At 70.1% G+C, this 16293-nt stretch carries 14 protein-coding genes; 7 read left to right on the top strand and 7 right to left on the bottom strand.

The window, feature by feature from the left end; genetic code table 11:
- Positions 1-12: 12 nt before the first annotated feature.
- Entirely contained in the window at positions 13-972 is a 960-nt protein-coding gene (locus ACVTJA_RS36810) for an alpha/beta fold hydrolase (protein WP_465827035.1), read from the top strand.
- A gap of 119 nt (positions 973-1091) precedes the next feature.
- On the top strand, positions 1092-2864 hold the full coding sequence (locus ACVTJA_RS36815) for a DUF885 domain-containing protein (RefSeq protein ID WP_465827036.1): 1773 nt from the start codon (positions 1092-1094) through the stop codon (positions 2862-2864).
- Between the two features lie 11 nt (positions 2865-2875).
- On the opposite strand, the gene ACVTJA_RS36820 is transcribed toward ACVTJA_RS36815, so the two are convergent.
- Positions 2876-3415: an ECF-type sigma factor gene (locus ACVTJA_RS36820; RefSeq protein WP_465827039.1), complete on the bottom strand. Its 540-nt coding sequence runs from the start codon at positions 3413-3415 to the stop codon at positions 2876-2878.
- 260 nt (positions 3416-3675) lie between these two features.
- On the opposite strand from ACVTJA_RS36820, the gene ACVTJA_RS36825 reads away from it, so the two are divergent.
- The gene (locus ACVTJA_RS36825) at positions 3676-4485 is read left to right on the top strand and encodes a DUF6209 family protein (protein ID WP_465827041.1); all 810 of its coding nucleotides are present in this window, start codon (positions 3676-3678) and stop codon (positions 4483-4485) included.
- Between the two features lie 52 nt (positions 4486-4537).
- On the opposite strand, the gene ACVTJA_RS36830 is transcribed toward ACVTJA_RS36825, so the two are convergent.
- The 6 genes from ACVTJA_RS36830 to ACVTJA_RS36855 form a co-directional block, all read right to left on the bottom strand.
- Positions 4538-6292: a sensor histidine kinase gene (locus tag ACVTJA_RS36830; RefSeq protein WP_465827043.1), complete on the bottom strand. Its 1755-nt coding sequence runs from the start codon at positions 6290-6292 to the stop codon at positions 4538-4540.
- Positions 6293-6356: 64 nt separating this feature from the next.
- Positions 6357-7064 (bottom strand): response regulator transcription factor, encoded by a 708-nt coding sequence (locus ACVTJA_RS36835; protein WP_465827046.1) that lies wholly within the window; start codon positions 7062-7064, stop codon positions 6357-6359.
- 9 nt (positions 7065-7073) lie between these two features.
- The gene (locus ACVTJA_RS36840; protein ID WP_465827048.1) at positions 7074-8327 is read right to left on the bottom strand and encodes a vWA domain-containing protein; all 1254 of its coding nucleotides are present in this window, start codon (positions 8325-8327) and stop codon (positions 7074-7076) included.
- Between the two features lie 99 nt (positions 8328-8426).
- Positions 8427-8981, bottom strand: a complete 555-nt coding sequence (locus ACVTJA_RS36845; protein WP_465827051.1) for a Uma2 family endonuclease — start codon at positions 8979-8981, stop codon at positions 8427-8429.
- 236 nt (positions 8982-9217) lie between these two features.
- On the bottom strand, positions 9218-11194 hold the full coding sequence (locus ACVTJA_RS36850; protein ID WP_465827054.1) for a S8/S53 family peptidase: 1977 nt from the start codon (positions 11192-11194) through the stop codon (positions 9218-9220).
- A gap of 103 nt (positions 11195-11297) precedes the next feature.
- Positions 11298-11720 (bottom strand): arginine repressor, encoded by a 423-nt coding sequence (locus tag ACVTJA_RS36855; RefSeq protein WP_465827055.1) that lies wholly within the window; start codon positions 11718-11720, stop codon positions 11298-11300.
- A 181-nt stretch (positions 11721-11901) separates the two neighbouring features.
- On the opposite strand from ACVTJA_RS36855, the gene ACVTJA_RS36860 reads away from it, so the two are divergent.
- Genes ACVTJA_RS36860 through argH form a run of 4 tightly spaced genes read left to right on the top strand, consistent with a single transcriptional unit; the run spans position 11902 to position 16291 of the window.
- On the top strand, positions 11902-12915 hold the full coding sequence (locus tag ACVTJA_RS36860) for an N-acetylornithine carbamoyltransferase (protein WP_465827057.1): 1014 nt from the start codon (positions 11902-11904) through the stop codon (positions 12913-12915).
- Positions 12916-12964: 49 nt separating this feature from the next.
- Complete coding sequence (gene argB, locus ACVTJA_RS36865) at positions 12965-13891, top strand: acetylglutamate kinase (protein ID WP_465827060.1); 927 nt, start codon at positions 12965-12967, stop codon at positions 13889-13891.
- On the top strand, positions 13888-14949 hold the full coding sequence (locus ACVTJA_RS36870) for a M20/M25/M40 family metallo-hydrolase (protein WP_465827061.1): 1062 nt from the start codon (positions 13888-13890) through the stop codon (positions 14947-14949). The genes argB and ACVTJA_RS36870 overlap by 4 nt, the downstream gene beginning before the upstream one ends.
- Entirely contained in the window at positions 14942-16291 is a 1350-nt protein-coding gene (gene argH, locus ACVTJA_RS36875; RefSeq protein WP_465827063.1) for an argininosuccinate lyase, read from the top strand. The genes ACVTJA_RS36870 and argH overlap by 8 nt, the downstream gene beginning before the upstream one ends.
- Positions 16292-16293 lie beyond the last annotated feature (2 nt).

Genomic DNA, 16293 nt, shown 5'->3' on the forward strand with positions numbered 1-16293 from the left:
ACGGGAGGAACCATGTACCTGGCCCTTGGAATCCTCGCCGCCGTCGTCGTGCTGGTGCTCGGACTGAGGCAGTGGTTGCTGCACCGCGAGTGCACGCCCGCCAAGAGCGAGCCGTTCGACGGGGACGTCTATCAGGTCGGCAAGGCCGCCATCGCCGAGCGCCGGAGCGACCATCCGCGCACCACCGTCATCTGCATGCACGGCTTCGTCGCCGACATGCGCTACTTCACGGAGCACTACAGCGACCCGGCCATCCAGCTCATCCTGCTGACGAGCTGCGACTACCACGTGCCGATTACGGGCCCGCGCTACCGGAGCGCCCCCTGGGTGAAGGTGCCCACGGAGCCGGAGGGCACCATCCCCTACGACGCCGCCGTCCTGGTGCAGGCGCTGGAGCACCTGCCGCGCACGGACAGCATCCGCGTCCATGGCCACTCGCGCGGCGGCGCCGTCGTGCTGGAGGCCGCGAAGCTGCGGCCGGACCTCTTCAAGCGGGTGGAGGTGGTGCTGGAGGCCCCCGTCCTTCCCCAGGCCCGTCCCTATACGAGCACCACGGCCGTGCAGCTCTGGCTGCTGTCCTTCGTGGTGCCGCTGTGGCGCCGCGAGCCCATCTCCCAGCGCAACCGCGGCGCGTGGGGCCCGCTGGAGAATGCTCGCAAGCGCGAGCTCATCATGGCCTTCCCCTTCAATCCCAAACGCGTGGCCACCATGGTGTCCAACCTGCGAGGGATTGATGAGTGGATGCACACGCAGGATGCGTCACTCTACCAATACGTGCAGCGTGGAATGGTGCTCGTTCCCGGCAAGGACCGCGTCCTCGATACCCACTCCATGCTGGAGAGTGCCCAGCGCGCAGGCAGCCGTCTGACTGTCGTGCAATTGGAGGGCTGCAGCCATTTCCCACTGTGGGACCGCCCGGACTCGCTCCCGCCTCTCGCCTCTTCCGACGCGCGCCCGGCAGCGCAAGCATGACTTGCAGGTCCGGAGGAGAGACGCCCCGTTCCCTGTTCCCGTGTGGAAAGGGTGACGGGGCGTGTCGTCTCTGGGGTCTCGTGCTTAGCGGACAGGGCAAGGCGGATTAGAACGGCGGCATGCCCGGAGCCTGCCCCGCCCTTCCCTCCTCCCGTCATCTGCTGCTCGTCGCCTGCTGTGGCCTGCTCGCCTGCGCCCGGCAGGGCCCCGGCCCCACCGTGACTCCGCCTGCCAGCGAAGCACCGCAGGCCACTGCCGCCGCGAAGACCGAGTCCTTCGCAGAGCTGGTGGACGCCGTCTTCGCGGCGTCCTTCGCGTATTCGCCTTCGAACGCCACCGCGTACGGGCTGCATGAGTACGACACGAAGCTGGAGGACCTGAGCCGCCCGCGCATCGAGGCCCGCATCCGCGAGCTCGAGTCGCTGCTCGCCCGCATGCGCGCGCTGGACCGGAGCACGCTCTCCTTCGACGAGACCATCGACGCCGAGGCCCTCCAGCAGCAGCTCCTCGCCGAGCACCATGAGCTGAGCGTGGTCCGGAGCTGGGAGCAGAGCCCCATGGTCTACGCGGGGCTGCCGGGCGGCTCGGTGGACGGGCTCATGAAGCGTGACTTCGCGCCCAAGGCGGAGCGGCTGCGCTCGGTGGTTGCACGCCTGAAGCAGGTGCCCGCCGTCTTCGCCGCCGGCAAGGCCAACGTGAAGAACCCGCCCCGCGAGTTCACCGACCTCGCCATCCGCATGGCGAAGGGCTCGGTGGGCTTCTTCGAGGGCTCGTTGACGCAGTGGGCGACGGATGCCGCCGGTGGCGACACCGCGCTGCTCGCCGAATTCCAGCAGGCCAACGCCCAGGCCGTGGTCGCGGTGAAGGACTTCGCGCGGTGGCTGGAGACGGACCTGCTCCCCCGCTCCAATGGCAGCTACGCGTTGGGAGCGGAGCGCTTCCTCACCAAGCTGCGCTATGAAGAAATGATTGACCTGCCGCTGCCGGAGTTGCTCGCGCGCGGCGAGGCCAATCTCGAGAAGGACTACCAGGCCTTCGTCGCCACCGCGAAGCGCATCGACCCGAAGCTCACGCCTTCCCAGGTGATGGGCACCCTGGAGAAGGACCACCCCACCGCGGAGGACCTGATTCCCTTCGTGCGCCGCACCGTGGAGGGCGTGCGGCAGTTCCTGGTGGAGAAGGACCTGGTGACGATTCCCTCCGAGGTGCGCCCGCTCGTGGAGGAGACGCCGCCGTACGCACGCGCGGGGACCTTCGCGTCCATGGACACGCCGGGGCCGTACGAGACGAAGGCCACCGAGGCCTTCTACTACGTCACCCCGGTGGAGCCGGAGTGGACGGCGCAGCACAAGGAGGAGCACCTGCGCCTCTACAACCGGCCCGTGGTGGACCTCATCAACATCCACGAGGTCTGGCCCGGCCACTTCCTCCAGTTCCTCTACGCGCCGCGCTTCCCCACCAAGGTGCGCAAGCTGGTGAGCGTGGGCAGCAACGCGGAAGGCTGGGCCCACTACGCGGAGCAGATGATGCTGGACCAGGGCTACGGCAACGGCGACCCGAAGCTGCGCCTCGCCCAGCTCTCCGAGGCCCTGCTGCGCGACTGCCGCTACGTCACCGGCATCAAGCTCCACACCGCGGGCTGGACGGTGGAGGACGGCGCGCGCCTGTTCCGTGAGCGCTGCTTCCAGCAGCCGGCCAACGCCTACGAGGAGGCCCGCCGCGGCGCGTACAACCCCACGTACCTGTATTACACGTACGGGAAGCTGGAGGTTCAGCAGCTCGCCCGCGACTACACGGCCGCGAAGGGCGCGAGCCTCAAGCAGTTCCACGACGCCTTCGTGGCGCAGGGCAGCCTGCCCCTGCCGCTCGTGCGCCGGGTGCTGATGCGGTGAAGCGAGCGGCGTCAGTTGCTCAGACGCTCCACCAGCCACACGCGCGCGTAGGCCCAGTCGCGCCGGACGGTGGCGGGCGACACGCCCAGGGCCGCCGCCGTCTCCAGCAGGCCCAGGCCCGCGAAGTAGCGCAGCTCCAGCATGCGGGCCAGGCGCGGCTGGAAGGTCTCCAGCTCCGACAGCGCGCGCTCCAGCTCCAGCACCTCGATGTCCATGCCGGCCGGGACGTCCCCCTCCCCGTCCCGCAGGCTCAGCCGCTCCTGCGCCGCGTCGCGCATCTGCGCCCGGCGCATGCGCGCGCGGTCAACCAGGACCCGCCGCATCGCCTGGGCCGCCGCGCCGAAGAAGTGACGCCGGCCGTCGAAGGTCACCCCGCCGCTGTGGGTCAGACGCGTCCACGCCTCGTTCACCAGCGCCATGGGAGGCACCCCCGGAGACGCGTGCGCGAGCTGCCGGAGCTCCTGGTAGGCCACCGCCATCAGCGCATCTCGCGCGCCCGTGTCCCCTTTGCGCGCGCCATCCAGCAGCTCTGTCAGCTCAGACAGACTCATGGTGCCCTCCAGGGCATTCAGGGCGCCGTCGACCCGAAATTCCAGCGCCCTCTCCTGACCTACGGCTTCGCCGGAATTTCTTGAGAAAAGGGAGCGAATCCCACTCGCCGGGAAACATTTCTTCGCCCCATAGTCCGAGTTTCCTACAAAACCGCACATCCAGGACGTCCTGGAGGCAACGTCCCCCTGTCCGCTGGTACACGGGGAGTCGCACGCAGCCGATACACCCCGACCCTCCACCGCGTGCGTTGGAGCCTCGAATGAAGAAGCTGTTGCTGTCCGCCCTGCTGCCGTTGCTGTGCCTCGCTTCGACCTCCGCCCTCGCCGAGCCGGAGGCGGCCGTCCAGGTCCAGTCCGTCCCGGCCACCCTCTCCGGCCCCCCGACGCTGACCTTCGGCAGCAACTGGAGCGTCTCGCTCGCGGGCCAGCCGCTGGCCGGCGGTCCGCTGCGCATCATCTATGACACCACGCGCCTGCCCTACTGCCGCGGGCCCTCGTGGGCCATCACCGGCTTCATGATGACCAACCACGGCACGGTGACGAGCTTCCCCGTGGCGGATGCCTCCACCGTGGGCAACCCGGCGGAGACGCTCATCAACCTCACCACCGGCGGTGAGCTGGAGGTGTGGTTCCGGGAGACCGACGGCAATGGCTGTTCCAACTGGGACTCCAACGTCGGGTGGAACTTCCACACCCGGGTGCTGCAGAACCCGACGCTGTCCTTCCACGAGGGCTGGACGCACTCGCTCTACGGCACGCTCCAGGGCGGCACCACCCTCATGGTGGACTACGACATCGACCGGCTGGGGCAGTGCCGCGCGTACTACCTCAACTACAAGGCGTGGGGCGTCTACGTGCACTACCGCATCAATGGCGGCCCGGAGACCAGCGCCCCCCTGACGGTCGACTGGGGCGAGTTCAATTCGCAGTACTGGATGCAGGCTCCCGCCTTCATCCCGCTGCCCGCCGGCCCCGGCACGCTGGAGATGTGGTTCTCGAACCAGGACCGCAAGAATTGCCAGCAGTGGGACTCGCGCTACGGGCAGAACTACGTCTTCAACTTCCAGTGACGCCCGCCGCTGACGTCTGACTTCGGGCCCCCGGGAGACAGTGCCCGGGGGCTCACGCGGACGGCAGCCACAGCACGAAGCGCGCTCCGCCTTTGGGCTCGCGCGTGTATCGAAGGTCCGCGCGCATGCTGCGCGCCAACCGCCGGCATAGCGCCAGGCCGAGTCCCACGCCGGGCGCCGTCTTCGCCGCCGTCTGCACGGACTTGGAGAAGGGCTCGAAGAGCCGCCGCGCCGTCGCGGCGTCCACGCCGGGGCCGTGGTCCCTCACCACCAGCCCCACCTTGCCCCGCCGCTGCTCGCATTCCACGTGGATGCGCCGGTCCTCCGCCGGGGACGCGTACTTGGACGCGTTGTCCACGAGGTTGAAGAGCACCTGCTCCACGGCGGACGGGTCCGTCAGCACGGCCACGTCTTCAGGCACGTCCACGCAGAGCTCCATCCCCGCCTGCGCCGCGCGCTGGGCCAGCCGCTCCTCCATCCGCTCGAGCATGGCGTGGACGGGGACGCGCTCCAGGCGCGCCGGGGCACGGCCCCGCTCGATTCGCGCGTAGGCGAGCACGTTCTCCACGAGGTGGCTCAGCCGCTCCGCCTCGCGGTGGAGGATGTCGAAGTACTCCTTCCGGCGGCCCTCGTCCGGCACCATGCCCTCGGACAGCATCTCCGTGTACATGCGGAAGGTGGTCAGCGGCGTGCGCAGCTCGTGCGTCACCGCGGAGACGAAGGCGCCCCGCCGCTCGCTGAGCGCCACCACGCCCACCAGCAGCGCCACCACCGCCACACCCGCCAGCAGCACGCCGCTCCACGCCACCGTCAACACCGCGGGCAGCGTGGAGAGCGTCCCCGAGGAGAACCTGCCGTCGGGCAATGACCCCGGCACCAACCGCACCGGGAGCGCCGCGAGCATCCGGCCGTCGCCCTGTGCCTCGCGGCCATGCACGGGCTCCAGCGCCGCGGAGGGGAGCAGGTCGCGCACCTGCCCGAGCAGCCACGTGCGCAGCCCGGGCCAGTCCAGCCAGCAACCCTGCACGTACTCGCGGCCCTCCAGGCGGACGCGCCGGCCCAGGAGCAGCGTGTCCCCCACCCAGACGGCGCGCATCACCGCGTCGTCCTCGGAGAGCGGCGCGGCCTGGGTGGGCTCGTCGAGGGAGATGGCGTTCTGGCTCTGGCGGAACGCCTGGCTGGCGCTGCGAGAGCGGGCGCTGTACTCGCTCACGTTCTTCGCCACCTGGGAGATGTCATCGAGGGTCTTCGCGGCCTCGTTCCGCACCTCCGCGCGCCGGGTCTGGAGCGGAGGCTCCGCGAGGGCCCGCCGCAGGTCCGCCTTCCGCAGCAGCGTGGTGAGCTCTCGCAGGCGGCCCTCCAGCACCGCCACTTCGGAAGGGGGCAGCGCCGCGCCCACCGACTCGCGCAGCGCGGGCGCCACCACCTGGGGCGAGGACACCGTGCCATTCGGGGCGAGCTGGAAGTGGAGCAGCACGTGCTCCGGCAGCCGGGCCAGCAACGGAGACGAGAGGAAGGCGGTGCCCTCGGACATGGGGCGCAGGCTCGCGTCGAGCACGCCCCTGGCGGGCGACACGGGCCCGTAGGCCTCGGCTGACACCGCGCTCTCGCGCGCGACAATCGGCAGCAGGTCCGAGTCCAGGCGCCACAACGCCAGTCGCGCGTTCTCCTCGCGCGCGGCGCTCTCCCGGGCCTGCCGGTCCGCGCGGTCCAGCCGGAGCGCGAAGGCGGACAGCCACACCACGCCCGCCAGCGCGAGGCACAGGCACGCGCTCACCGCAATCCAGATGCGCCAGGAGCGAATCACGACGCGTTGCCTCCCCGGTGAGCATGCGCCCCTCGCACCGCCATCCCGCCATTCCAGGAGCGAATCACGACGTGCCACCCCGAGCGGCGAACATGTACCCCTTGCCCCTCACGGTGAGGATGACGCGCGGCTCCTCCGAGTCGTCGCGCAGCTTCTCCCGCAGGCGCGCCATCGTCATGTCCACCGTGCGCGTCTGCACGCCGCGCGCGGGCAGGTGCCACACGCGCTCCAACAGTTCCTCGCGAGAGATGGCGCGCCCGGCGTTGTCTCCGAGGTAGCGCAGCGCATCCGCCTCTCGCTCGGAGAGGTCCACCCGAGAGCCATCGGTGAAGCTCAGCTCGCGCCGCTCCACCTCGAAGTACCCGCCCGGGAAGTCGATGCGCACCACGCCCGCGGGCCGCTCCGCCGAGCGCCGGAGCACCGCCCCCGCGCGAGCCAGCAGCTCGCGCACGGAGAAGGGCTTCACCACGTAGTCGTCCGCGCCCAGCTTCAGGCCGTTGACGCGGTCCTCCTCCTGGCCCCGCGCGGTGAGGATGATGACCGGCAGCGTGGGCCGGCTCTTGCGCACCGCGCGGAGGAGGTCCAGCCCATCTCCATCGGGGAGGACGAGGTCCAGCAGCACGAGGTCCACCGGGGTGTGCTCGGCCAGCCGCTGTCCCTCCGCGCGGACTCCCGCTTCGAGGACCTCATAGCCCTCGAAGCGCAGGGCATCCACGATTCCGCGCCGGATGGCGGGGTCATCCTCAACGACGAGCACTCGGCGCGCGGCCATGGCGACACTCTACTCCAGGGTGAGCTGGCGCTTCTTCGCCTCGCGCTGGACGACCTGGCCGATGGCGCCATCCAGCGTGCCCTCCCCCTGCTGGGCCTGCTGCTTGCGCGCCTCGGCGAGGAACTTCTGGCGCTCCGAGTTGAGCGTCTGGATGCGCTGCTGGATGTCGTTGCGCTCCTTCTCGCGCGCCTCGAGCCACGCCTTGCGGCCGGCGGCGTCCAGGCCACGCATGGGCTCGGGCAGGTCCTCGTCGCGGACGCTGGACACGTCCACCTGGTTCTTCTTCACCGCGTCCACCAGGTCCCAGCTCTCGTTGGAGTAGTTGCCCGACGACTTGGCGACGGAGCGCGACACCATGTTGGAGAGGGACACCCCCAGCGAGTTGCTGTCCTGCGCCGCCTGGCGCATCTGGGCCTGCTGGCCGGTGGCGCCATAGGCCACGTACGTCTTGTTCAGCTCCGCGCCCAGCCGCGCAATCTCCGAGTCCTGCGGCGCGGCGATCTCCACCACCCGCTGGTTCTGGTCGATGTTGAGGTAGCTGCCGTCGGCGAGCACCGCCGCGTCCTTCCAGTTCCCGGAGATGCCCTCCTCGTAGCCGCCGCAGTGGATGGTGTTCACGGTGATGCCGCGCTCGCGGGCCGCCTTCACGGCGTCATGGAAGTCCACGGGCCCCTGGGTGAAGGGCTCGTTGCCGGCGATGAAGATGAGGCGCATGGCATCGGGGTCCCTGCTCCAGGCGAGCTGCGTGGTGGCATCGCGGATGACCTCGCCGCAGTGCTCGGAGCCTCCGGAGGTGCGCAGCGAGAAGAGGTGCTCGGAGATGAGGTCCAGGTCGGTGGTGAAGGGAACAATCTGGCGGATTTCATCCCGGTTGGCCCCGGGGTCCGTGTTGCCGTACGCGTAGAGCGCGAGCTGGAGCTGCGGGGCCACGCCGTTGCGCTTCGCGTGGGAGAAGCGGTTGACGATGTTCCACAGCTGCGTGCGGGCCTGGTCGAGCAGGCCGTCCATGCTGCCGCTGGTGTCGAGCAGCACGGCAATCTGGATGACGGGCTGGCCCTTCTCCGCGGCAGCGACGGGCGCCACGTCCGGCTTCGGCGCGGGCACGGCGCGCGGCGGCTTGACGTACGGCGTCCCAGGCACGGTGTTGACCGCCACGGGGCGCGCGGGAGGAGTGCCGGGGGCCGGCGTGCCCAGCAGGAGGGCGGAGACCGCGAGCACCGCGGCGGAGCCAAGGATGACGGGAAGCTTGAGCACCGGTTTCATCGTGCGTCCTTTCGTATGGCGGTGCCTTGCCAGGCACGCGGAGGACAATACGAATGGAGGACCGCGCGGGGTGTAACCGGCTTGTAACCGGGGCCGTGACTAACGCTCGTCCCAGAGGTAGGCGAGGTCCAGCTCGAAAGATTCGAAGGGCGCTGCCCGGACCGGGCCGCTCCCTTCATACGTGGCAAGCAGTTCGTAGCCCGAAGCTCCCAGCCGGAACACCTCCAGCATGCGCGGCTTGGGGTCGAGCAGCCATACGTACTGCACGCCCTCGCGCGCGTAGATGGGAAGCTTCTCCTTCCGGTCCAAGCTCCTCGTAGACGGGGACAGCACCTCGCAGAGCCAGTCTGGCGCGACGGTGTAGAACACATGGCTCGTGGGCCTGGGCATCCGCTCGCGACGCCAGCCCACGACATCAGGGACGAGGACGTCCTCGCCCAGGTGGAGCTCGGGTTCGTAGAGCAGGACCCAGCCTCCGGGTCCGCCGCTTCCCCTGTCGAACGGACCTCCCAGTTGAGTGCACAGCCGAAAGCCCGCCACGCCATGCGGCCCCGCCGGACGGGGACTCGCGTACAGCACCCCTTCGATGATCTCCCCGACGAGATTGTCGGGAAGCGCCTCCAGGTCCGCGTAGGTCGCCCGTTTCCGTTCCATGCCCCGCCCATGTTCCCCAACGCCCGTCTCCATTTCCATGCACGCGGAGATAGCACCGGGGTCTGACGTCCAGGGGCGGCAACTCGCCGCCCTCCCTTACAGGTTGTCCCCGAAAGAGGCCGAGCGCAAGGCCTCCACGAAACCCGACTGTCGCCAGGTGCGCGGAAGACACAACCGGGGGCACGCCCTTCCCTCGGGAAGAACATGCCCCCGGCATTCTTCACCTCACTCCGCGGCTACCCGCCACAGAGGTCGTAGTGCGTGGTCCACGCCACACCGTAGTAGCTGAAGAAGTCCGCGGGGACGCTGTAGCCACGGACCTTGATGGTGTACGCGCCCACCTTCTTCGGCGTGAACTCCACGAACTCATGGCTGCTGTCCCACGTGGTGGAGACAGCCACCAGGTTCCCATCGGCGTCGTACACGTGCAGGTCCAGGTCCGCGTCCAGCTGGCTGCTCGACGGCGTGCCCGACGTGGAGCCCGTCTTGCTGTTCCACGTCAGCGCGACACGGACGCGTGCATTGAGGGTGGAGACCTGGGCCTTCCACGTCTTCGTGAGATAGCCGGCCTTGAAGCTGGACGCCGTCAGGCTGCCGTAGTCGTGCGCGCGGAACTGCGGCGTGGACGTCGTCTCGCGGCGGAGCGCGGCCCAGCGCGCGTACCGCGTGTTCGTCATGCCGGTGCCGTCCTTGCCATCGCTCCACTTGGACCAGTTGGCCCCGTCGGCGTTCTGGTAGTTCGCGGTGGCCAGCATGATGGCGCGCACCGCCTCCGGCCACACGCGCAGGGACGGCTTCGCGCTCATCAGCACCGTGGCGATGGAGGCCGTCACCGGCGTGGCGGCGCTCGTGCCTCCGAAGTCCGAGCCCAGCAGGTCGTGCCTGCTGCCCGGCGAGGCGATGGCCGGCACCTCGCGGTCGCCATGGATGCTGATGGGGTCCTTCCAGGTGCTCGACTCCGTCATCACGTCGTCGCAGCGGTTGCCATCCCCGTCATTGGCGACGTTGCCCACGCCGAAGAAGTTGAAGCCCTTCCCGGACGCGTACGCCCCGCTCGCGGACTGGTTGCCCGCGGAGGTGAAGACGGTGGGCCACGGGTAGCGGGCCACCGCGTAGTCGAAGAAGACGTCGCGCGCGTGCAGGTCACCGTCCGTCTCCTCGTCCCCGCAGTGCCAGCTCATGGTGATGACGTTGACGCCCTGCCCCTTCGCCCACTTGTACCGGTCCGCATACCCGGAGCAGTTGCCGCCCTTGTTCGCCAGCAGCACGGAGGCCTCCGGCGCGTACCCCTGCCAGCGCCCATTGCACGCTCCGGTGGCGGTGTACCGGTTGCCGATGATGCCGGCGCTCTTCGTCATGTGGTCATTGGCCGTTGCCGTCGCGTCCTGCGTGGCGGCGATGTTGAAGCACGCGGCGGGCACGTTCAGGGTGCCGCCCTCCAGGATGGCGATGCGCACCCCGGCCCCCTTCGCTCCGGCGGCATGCGCCTCGTCCGTCCGCGTCGTGGGCAGGGACTGCTCAATCGTGGGGTAGTCGAGCACGTCCCGGCCCTCGTTGAGGCCGATGAAGCCCACGCGCCCGTCCTGTGACAGCCGCTGCAGCACCGACGGCGCCAGCGTCACCTGGAGGAAGGGGCCCGTCTGCGGCGGCCGGTAGGTGAGCCCCACGCCCAAGTCCTTCAGCGCCGCCTGCAGCAGCGCATACGACTCGTCCTCCACTCGGGAGTCGATGGCCGCCGCCTGCGTGGAGGCCTCCTCCAGCTCGCGGCCCGGGGTGAGCTGCCCCTTGTCCAGCACGGGCTCCGAGACGTTCATCTTGATGAGCACCGCCACCGGCGTCTGCGTGTCGCTGGTGACGCGGCGGTGGAGCGCCAGCTGCATGCTGCCGTAGCGCGCCTTGCGGCGGCCCTCCTCCTCCTGCAGCAGCTTCTCGTAGTCCACCACCGCGCTGCCCTGCAGGGCCAGGCGCACGGATTCATCCGTGCGTCCATTGCGCACCTTGAACACCTCCACCGAGGTGCCCAGGTTCGGCAGCGTCACCGCCTGCTGCTGGAGAATCTGCACGTCGGCCAGCGGGATGCCCGTGGCGCCGGAGATGATGCGCGCCGCCTCGCCTTCGGACACGTCGTCCTGCGTGTCCGACACCTGAGCCCCCGCGCACAGCGGCGCGAGGAAGATGCCAGCCGTCACCGCGAACTTCTTCGACCACGCCATGGTTCAGCCCCTGTCAGGAGGAAAGGGCCCGGCAAATGGGCCTGTCCTCCCAACGAGGCGCGGCGGGAAAGTTCCTCATCCGGAAATGACGTGAGCCCGTCCGTCACGTCCCGCGCGACATCAACTCCTCCACCACCTCGCGCACCTCGCGCAGCCGCGACGGGTCCGTCACCGCGACGAAGATGGTGTCGTCCCCCGCCACCGTGCCGGCGAGCCCGGGCACGTCCGGCTCACGGTCCAGCGCCAGCGCGAACACCTGCGCGTAGCCGGGCGCCGTCTTCAGCACGAGCAGGTTCGGCGGCGCTTCCGTGATCCGCAGCCACGGCCGCACGGGCGCCACCGCCGGCGGCGTCTCCACGCGCTGATAGCGCCCCGCCACCTTCTGCACGCCCAGCTTCTTCAGCCGCCGCGACAGCGTGGACTGGCTCGGCGCCTCGCCTTGCGCCTCCAAGAGCTCCTGTAACACCGCCTGATCACTGATCTCCCGCTCGGAGATGAGCCTCAGGATGGTCTCGTCCAGGTTCATTCACCCACCATGCATTTGCGTGAATATTCATGCAAGGACCTGCATGAAGATTCTGGGAACAAGAGGCTTGCGCGCTGCGTCTTCTTGCATATTATCCGCGCCTCTTGTAGAGGATGCACGCATTTTCGTGCATATTCACCCACCCATGCATCCGGCCAGCAGCCGGTTGGAGCACAGGCCCATGAAGCACGTCACCCACATCCAGGACCTCGGGCCCGAGGGCGTCGAGGCGGTGCTCGCGCAGGCGGCCGCGTGGAAGCTCAAGGGTCCCAGCCAGCCGCTGTTCCCCGGCACCATCCTGGGCATGGTGTTCTTCAACCCGTCCCTGCGCACGCGCACCTCGTTCGAGGCCGTCATGCTGCGCGGCGGTGGCAACGCCATCATCCTCGACGTGGGCGCGGGCGTCTGGAAGCTCGAGCACCGCGAGGGCGCGGTGATGAACGCGGACCGGGCCGAGCACCTCAAGGAGGCCGCGCCCGTCCTCTCGCGCTTCGTGGACATGCTCGGCGTGCGGACCTTCTCGCAGGGTGGCGGTGACGAGGAGGACGAGGTGGACCCCATCATCGGCGCGTTCCGCAAGTGGGCCACCGTCCCCGTGGTCAGCATGGAGTCCGCGCGCGAGCACCCCTGCCAGGGCCTCGCGGACGTGCTCACCCTGCGCGAGACGTTCGGCAGCACCAAGAAGCTGCCGGTGACGCTGACGTGGGCGCCGCACATCAAGCCGCTGCCCAAGGCCGTCCCCAACTCGTTCCTCCTCAGCGCGGCGGCCGCCGGCTGCGAGGTGCGCGTGGCACATCCTCCCGGCTTCGAGCTGCACCCCGCCGTGCGCGCCGAGGCCGAGGCCTACGCGAAGGCCACCGGCGGCAGCGTGACGTACACGCATGACCAGGACGAGGCGCTCGCCGGCAGCCGCGCGGTGTACGCCAAGTCGTGGGGCCCGTCCGCCGCGGCGGCGTACTCGCCCAACGACGTCACCGCGCTGCTCGCGTCCTACTCCGGCTGGATGCCCACGCTGCGCACCATGTCCCGCGCCTCGAAGGACGCGGCCTTCCTCCACTGCCTGCCCGTGCGGCGCAACGTGGAGGTGGCCGACGAGGTGCTGGACCACCCGAGCAGCCGCGTGGTGGACGAGGCGGGCAACCGCTACCACGTCCAGCGCGCCCTCCTCCACTGGATGCGCTCGCACTCACGCTAGAAGCCGCGCCCGAGCACGCCTTCTCTTTCTTCCTTTTCCGAGGTGCCCTGTGCCCCTGTCTCCCGACCCGTACTCCGCGCTCCGCCACGCCGCGCGCTACGTGCAGCAGTTCCGCCGCAAGACGTTCGTCATCAAGCTCGGCGGCGCCATGCTGAGCGACCCGAAGCTGCGCCGCTCCGCGTGCGAGCAGATTGCCCTGCTGTGGACCTTCTCCATCCGTCCCATCGTCGTCCACGGCGGCGGTCCGGAGCTGGACACGCTGTGTGACGCCCTGCACCTGCCCATCGAGAAGGTGGCGGGCCGCCGTGTCACCTCCGCGCCCGTGCTGGACGCGGCGAAGATGGTGCTCGCGGGCAAGCTGCACACGGACCTGCTGGCGGACCTCCAGGCGGCGGGCGTGCCCTCTGTTGGTCTGAGCGGCGTGGACGCGGGCCTCATCAAGGCGCGCAAGCGGCCTCCCGTCATGGTGACGGAGCCCGGTGCCCCCGAGGGCCGGCTCGTCGACTACGGCCTCGTCGGTGACATCGAGTCGGTGGACACGCGCGTGGTGGAGCACCTGCGCGCGGCGGACTACGTGCCGGTGGTGGCGCCCCTGTCGGGCGGCCCCGACGGCGCCGTCTACAACACCAACGCGGACACCGTGGCCGCGTCGCTCGCGGTGGCGCTGTCGGCGGAGAAGCTCTTCTTCCTCGTCGAGGTGCCGGGCCTGCTCCGGAACGTCAGCGACCCGACGTCGCTCGTCACGCTCGCCAACCTGACGGACCTGGCCACCATGGAGAACACGGGTGCCATCTCCGGCGGCATGCGGCCCAAGGCGCACGCCATCCGCCACGCGCTCGTGGGCGGCGTGGGCAGCGTGCACCTCGTCAGCGGCGTGTTGCCCAACGCCCTGCTGGAGGAGGTCTTCACCAACGAGGGCAGCGGCACCATGGTGGTGCGCGAGTCCGCGCCGAAACCGGCCGGGGCCGTGGGATGAACGCGTCGGAGCTGCTCCAGGCGCTGGTGGCCATCCCCAGCGTGTCGGGTGACGAAAGCCGCATCGCGGACACCGTGTCCGCGTGGGCGGAGAGCTGGGGCGCGCGCGTCCAGCGGAAGGGCCACAACGTGTGGTTCTCCGTCGGGAGCGGGCCGCGCCGGCTGCTCGTCAACTCGCACCTGGACACGGTGAAGCCGTGCGCCGGGTGGACGTACGCGCCGCACGCGCCCGAGTGGCGCGAGGACCGGCTCTACGGCCTGGGCAGCAACGACGCCAAGGGCTGCGTGGCGGGGATGCTCCTCACCGCCCGCGCCCTGTTGAAGGAAGGAGCCCCCACCGGAGGCGAAGTGGTCTTCGCCTTCACCGCCGAGGAAGAGACGGGAGGCCAGGGACTGGGAACGATGCTGTCCGAGCTGGGGCCGCTGGACGCGGCGATTGTCGGCGAGCCCACGAGCCTCAAGCCCGTCACGGCGCAGCGGGGCATGCTGCTGTTGCGCTGCACCGCGCACGGCAAGAGCGGCCACGTGGCGCACGCGCACAGCACGGCCGCGCTCAACGCCATCCACGTGGCGGCGGTGGACATCTCCGTCCTCGCGGAGCTGCGCTTCCCCTCGCACCCGCTGTTGGGCGAAGCCCGCGCGCAGGTGACGCAAATCAGCGGTGGCCTGGCGCGCAACCAGGTGCCGGACAAGTGCGAGTTCTTCGTGGACCTGCGCACCACGCCGTCCATGGACCACGCGGCGGTGGCGAAGCAGGTGGCGTCCGCGCTGAAGAGCGAGGTGCAGGTGCACTCGGCGCGCTACCTGCCGAAGGCGACGAGCGACAGCCAGCCCATCGTCCGCGCGGCGGTGGCGGCGTCCGGCAACGAGCCGGCGGGCTCCAGCACCACGTCCGACTGGGCCTTCCTGGGAGACCTCCCGGCGGTGAAGGTGGGCCCTGGCGACACGCTGCGCAGCCACCAGGCGGACGAGTTCATCACCCGGGCGGAACTCGAAGCGGGCGCTGCCTTCTACACGCGCCTGGTGCGCGGCTACTTCGAGGAGGTGGCCCGTGGCTGACACCCTGTGGGGCAAGGGCCTGGCGCTGGACGCGGTCATCCACCGCTTCACCGTGGGCAATGACCCGGTGGTCGACCTCTCGCTCGCGCCGCACGACGCGCTCGGCAGCGCCGCGCACGCGCGGATGCTGGCGCACGTGGGCCTGCTGTCCGCCGATGACGCGAAGGCACTGGTGCCGGCGCTGAAGGCGCTGCACGACGAGGCACGCGCCGGCCGGTTCACCATCCGCCCCGAGCAGGAAGACGGCCACACCGCGCTGGAGGCCGCGCTCGTGGAGCGCGTCGGCGAGCCGGGCAAGCGCATCCACCTGGCGCGCTCGCGCAACGACCAGGTGCAGCTCGCCATGCGCCTGTTCCTCCGGGAAGAGGTGCTGACCCTCGGCGCGCGTACGGTGGAGCTGGCTGGCACGTTCCTGGACTTCGCGCAGGCGCACGCGTCCGTGGCGCTGCCCGGCTACACGCACCTGCGCCGCGCCATGCCGTCCACCTTCGGCCTGTGGGGCATGGCCTTCGCGGAAGGTCTGCTCGAGGAGCTGGAGGCGCTGCGCGGCGTGTGGGCCCGGTTGGACCGCTGCCCGCTCGGCGCGGCGGCGGGTTTCGGCGTGCCGCTGCCCATCGACCGCGAGTACGTGGCGAAGCTGCTCGGCTTCAGCCGGGTGCAGCGCAGCCCCATCGACGTGCAGAACGGCCGCGGCCGGCATGAGCAGGCCGTCCTGGGCTGGGCCTGCTCGGTGGCGGGCACGCTGGAGAAGTGGCTGTGGGACGTGCAGCTCTACAGCATGGACGAGTTCGGCTTCCTCGCGCTGCCGGACGCGTACACGACGGGCTCGTCCATCATGCCGCAGAAGAAGAACCCGGACGTGGTGGAGCTGGCCCGCGGGCGCTGCCGCGAGCTGCGTGGAATCGCGCACCAGGTGGAGTCGGTGGCCGGTGGCCTGCCGTCCAGCTACCACCGTGACTTCCAGCTCCTGAAGTCCCCCACCCTGGCGGCGCTGACGTCCATGAAGGACCTGCTGGACGTGCTCGCCCGCCTGGTGCCCGCGCTGCAGGTGAAGGCCGAGGCGGCGGCGCGCGCGAGTGACGACTCGCTGTACGCGGCCCACCACGCCTATGCGTTGGTGGCGAAGGGGCTGCCCTTCCGCGACGCCTACCGGCAGGTGGGACGAGAAATCGCGGACGGAACGTTCCATCCGGACCGCGGCGCACTGACGGCCACCCACCTGGGTGGCGCTGGAAACCTGGGCCTGCCGCAGGCCCGTGAAGAGCTGGCCGCCGCGCGCGCCTGGCTCGACGACACCCACCGCGCCGTGGCCTCCGCCACCGCGCGCGTGTGGGCGCTGTGAAT

The sequence above is a fragment of the Pyxidicoccus sp. M6 genome, from assembly GCF_055568925.1.

Coding starts and splice junctions, on each gene's coding strand:
- ACVTJA_RS36820 (WP_465827039.1), bottom strand. CDS start 3,415: ATGAGTCTGTCTGAGCTGACAGAGCTGCTGGATGGCGCGCGCAAAGGG.
- ACVTJA_RS36870 (WP_465827061.1), top strand. CDS start 13,888: ATGAACGCGTCGGAGCTGCTCCAGGCGCTGGTGGCCATCCCCAGCGTG.
- ACVTJA_RS36845 (WP_465827051.1), bottom strand. CDS start 8,981: ATGGAACGGAAACGGGCGACCTACGCGGACCTGGAGGCGCTTCCCGAC.
- ACVTJA_RS36825 (WP_465827041.1), top strand. CDS start 3,676: ATGAAGAAGCTGTTGCTGTCCGCCCTGCTGCCGTTGCTGTGCCTCGCT.
- ACVTJA_RS36850 (WP_465827054.1), bottom strand. CDS start 11,194: ATGGCGTGGTCGAAGAAGTTCGCGGTGACGGCTGGCATCTTCCTCGCG.
- ACVTJA_RS36815 (WP_465827036.1), top strand. CDS start 1,092: ATGCCCGGAGCCTGCCCCGCCCTTCCCTCCTCCCGTCATCTGCTGCTC.
- ACVTJA_RS36810 (WP_465827035.1), top strand. CDS start 13: ATGTACCTGGCCCTTGGAATCCTCGCCGCCGTCGTCGTGCTGGTGCTC.
- ACVTJA_RS36860 (WP_465827057.1), top strand. CDS start 11,902: ATGAAGCACGTCACCCACATCCAGGACCTCGGGCCCGAGGGCGTCGAG.
- ACVTJA_RS36835 (WP_465827046.1), bottom strand. CDS start 7,064: ATGGCCGCGCGCCGAGTGCTCGTCGTTGAGGATGACCCCGCCATCCGG.
- ACVTJA_RS36840 (WP_465827048.1), bottom strand. CDS start 8,327: ATGAAACCGGTGCTCAAGCTTCCCGTCATCCTTGGCTCCGCCGCGGTG.
- ACVTJA_RS36855 (WP_465827055.1), bottom strand. CDS start 11,720: ATGAACCTGGACGAGACCATCCTGAGGCTCATCTCCGAGCGGGAGATC.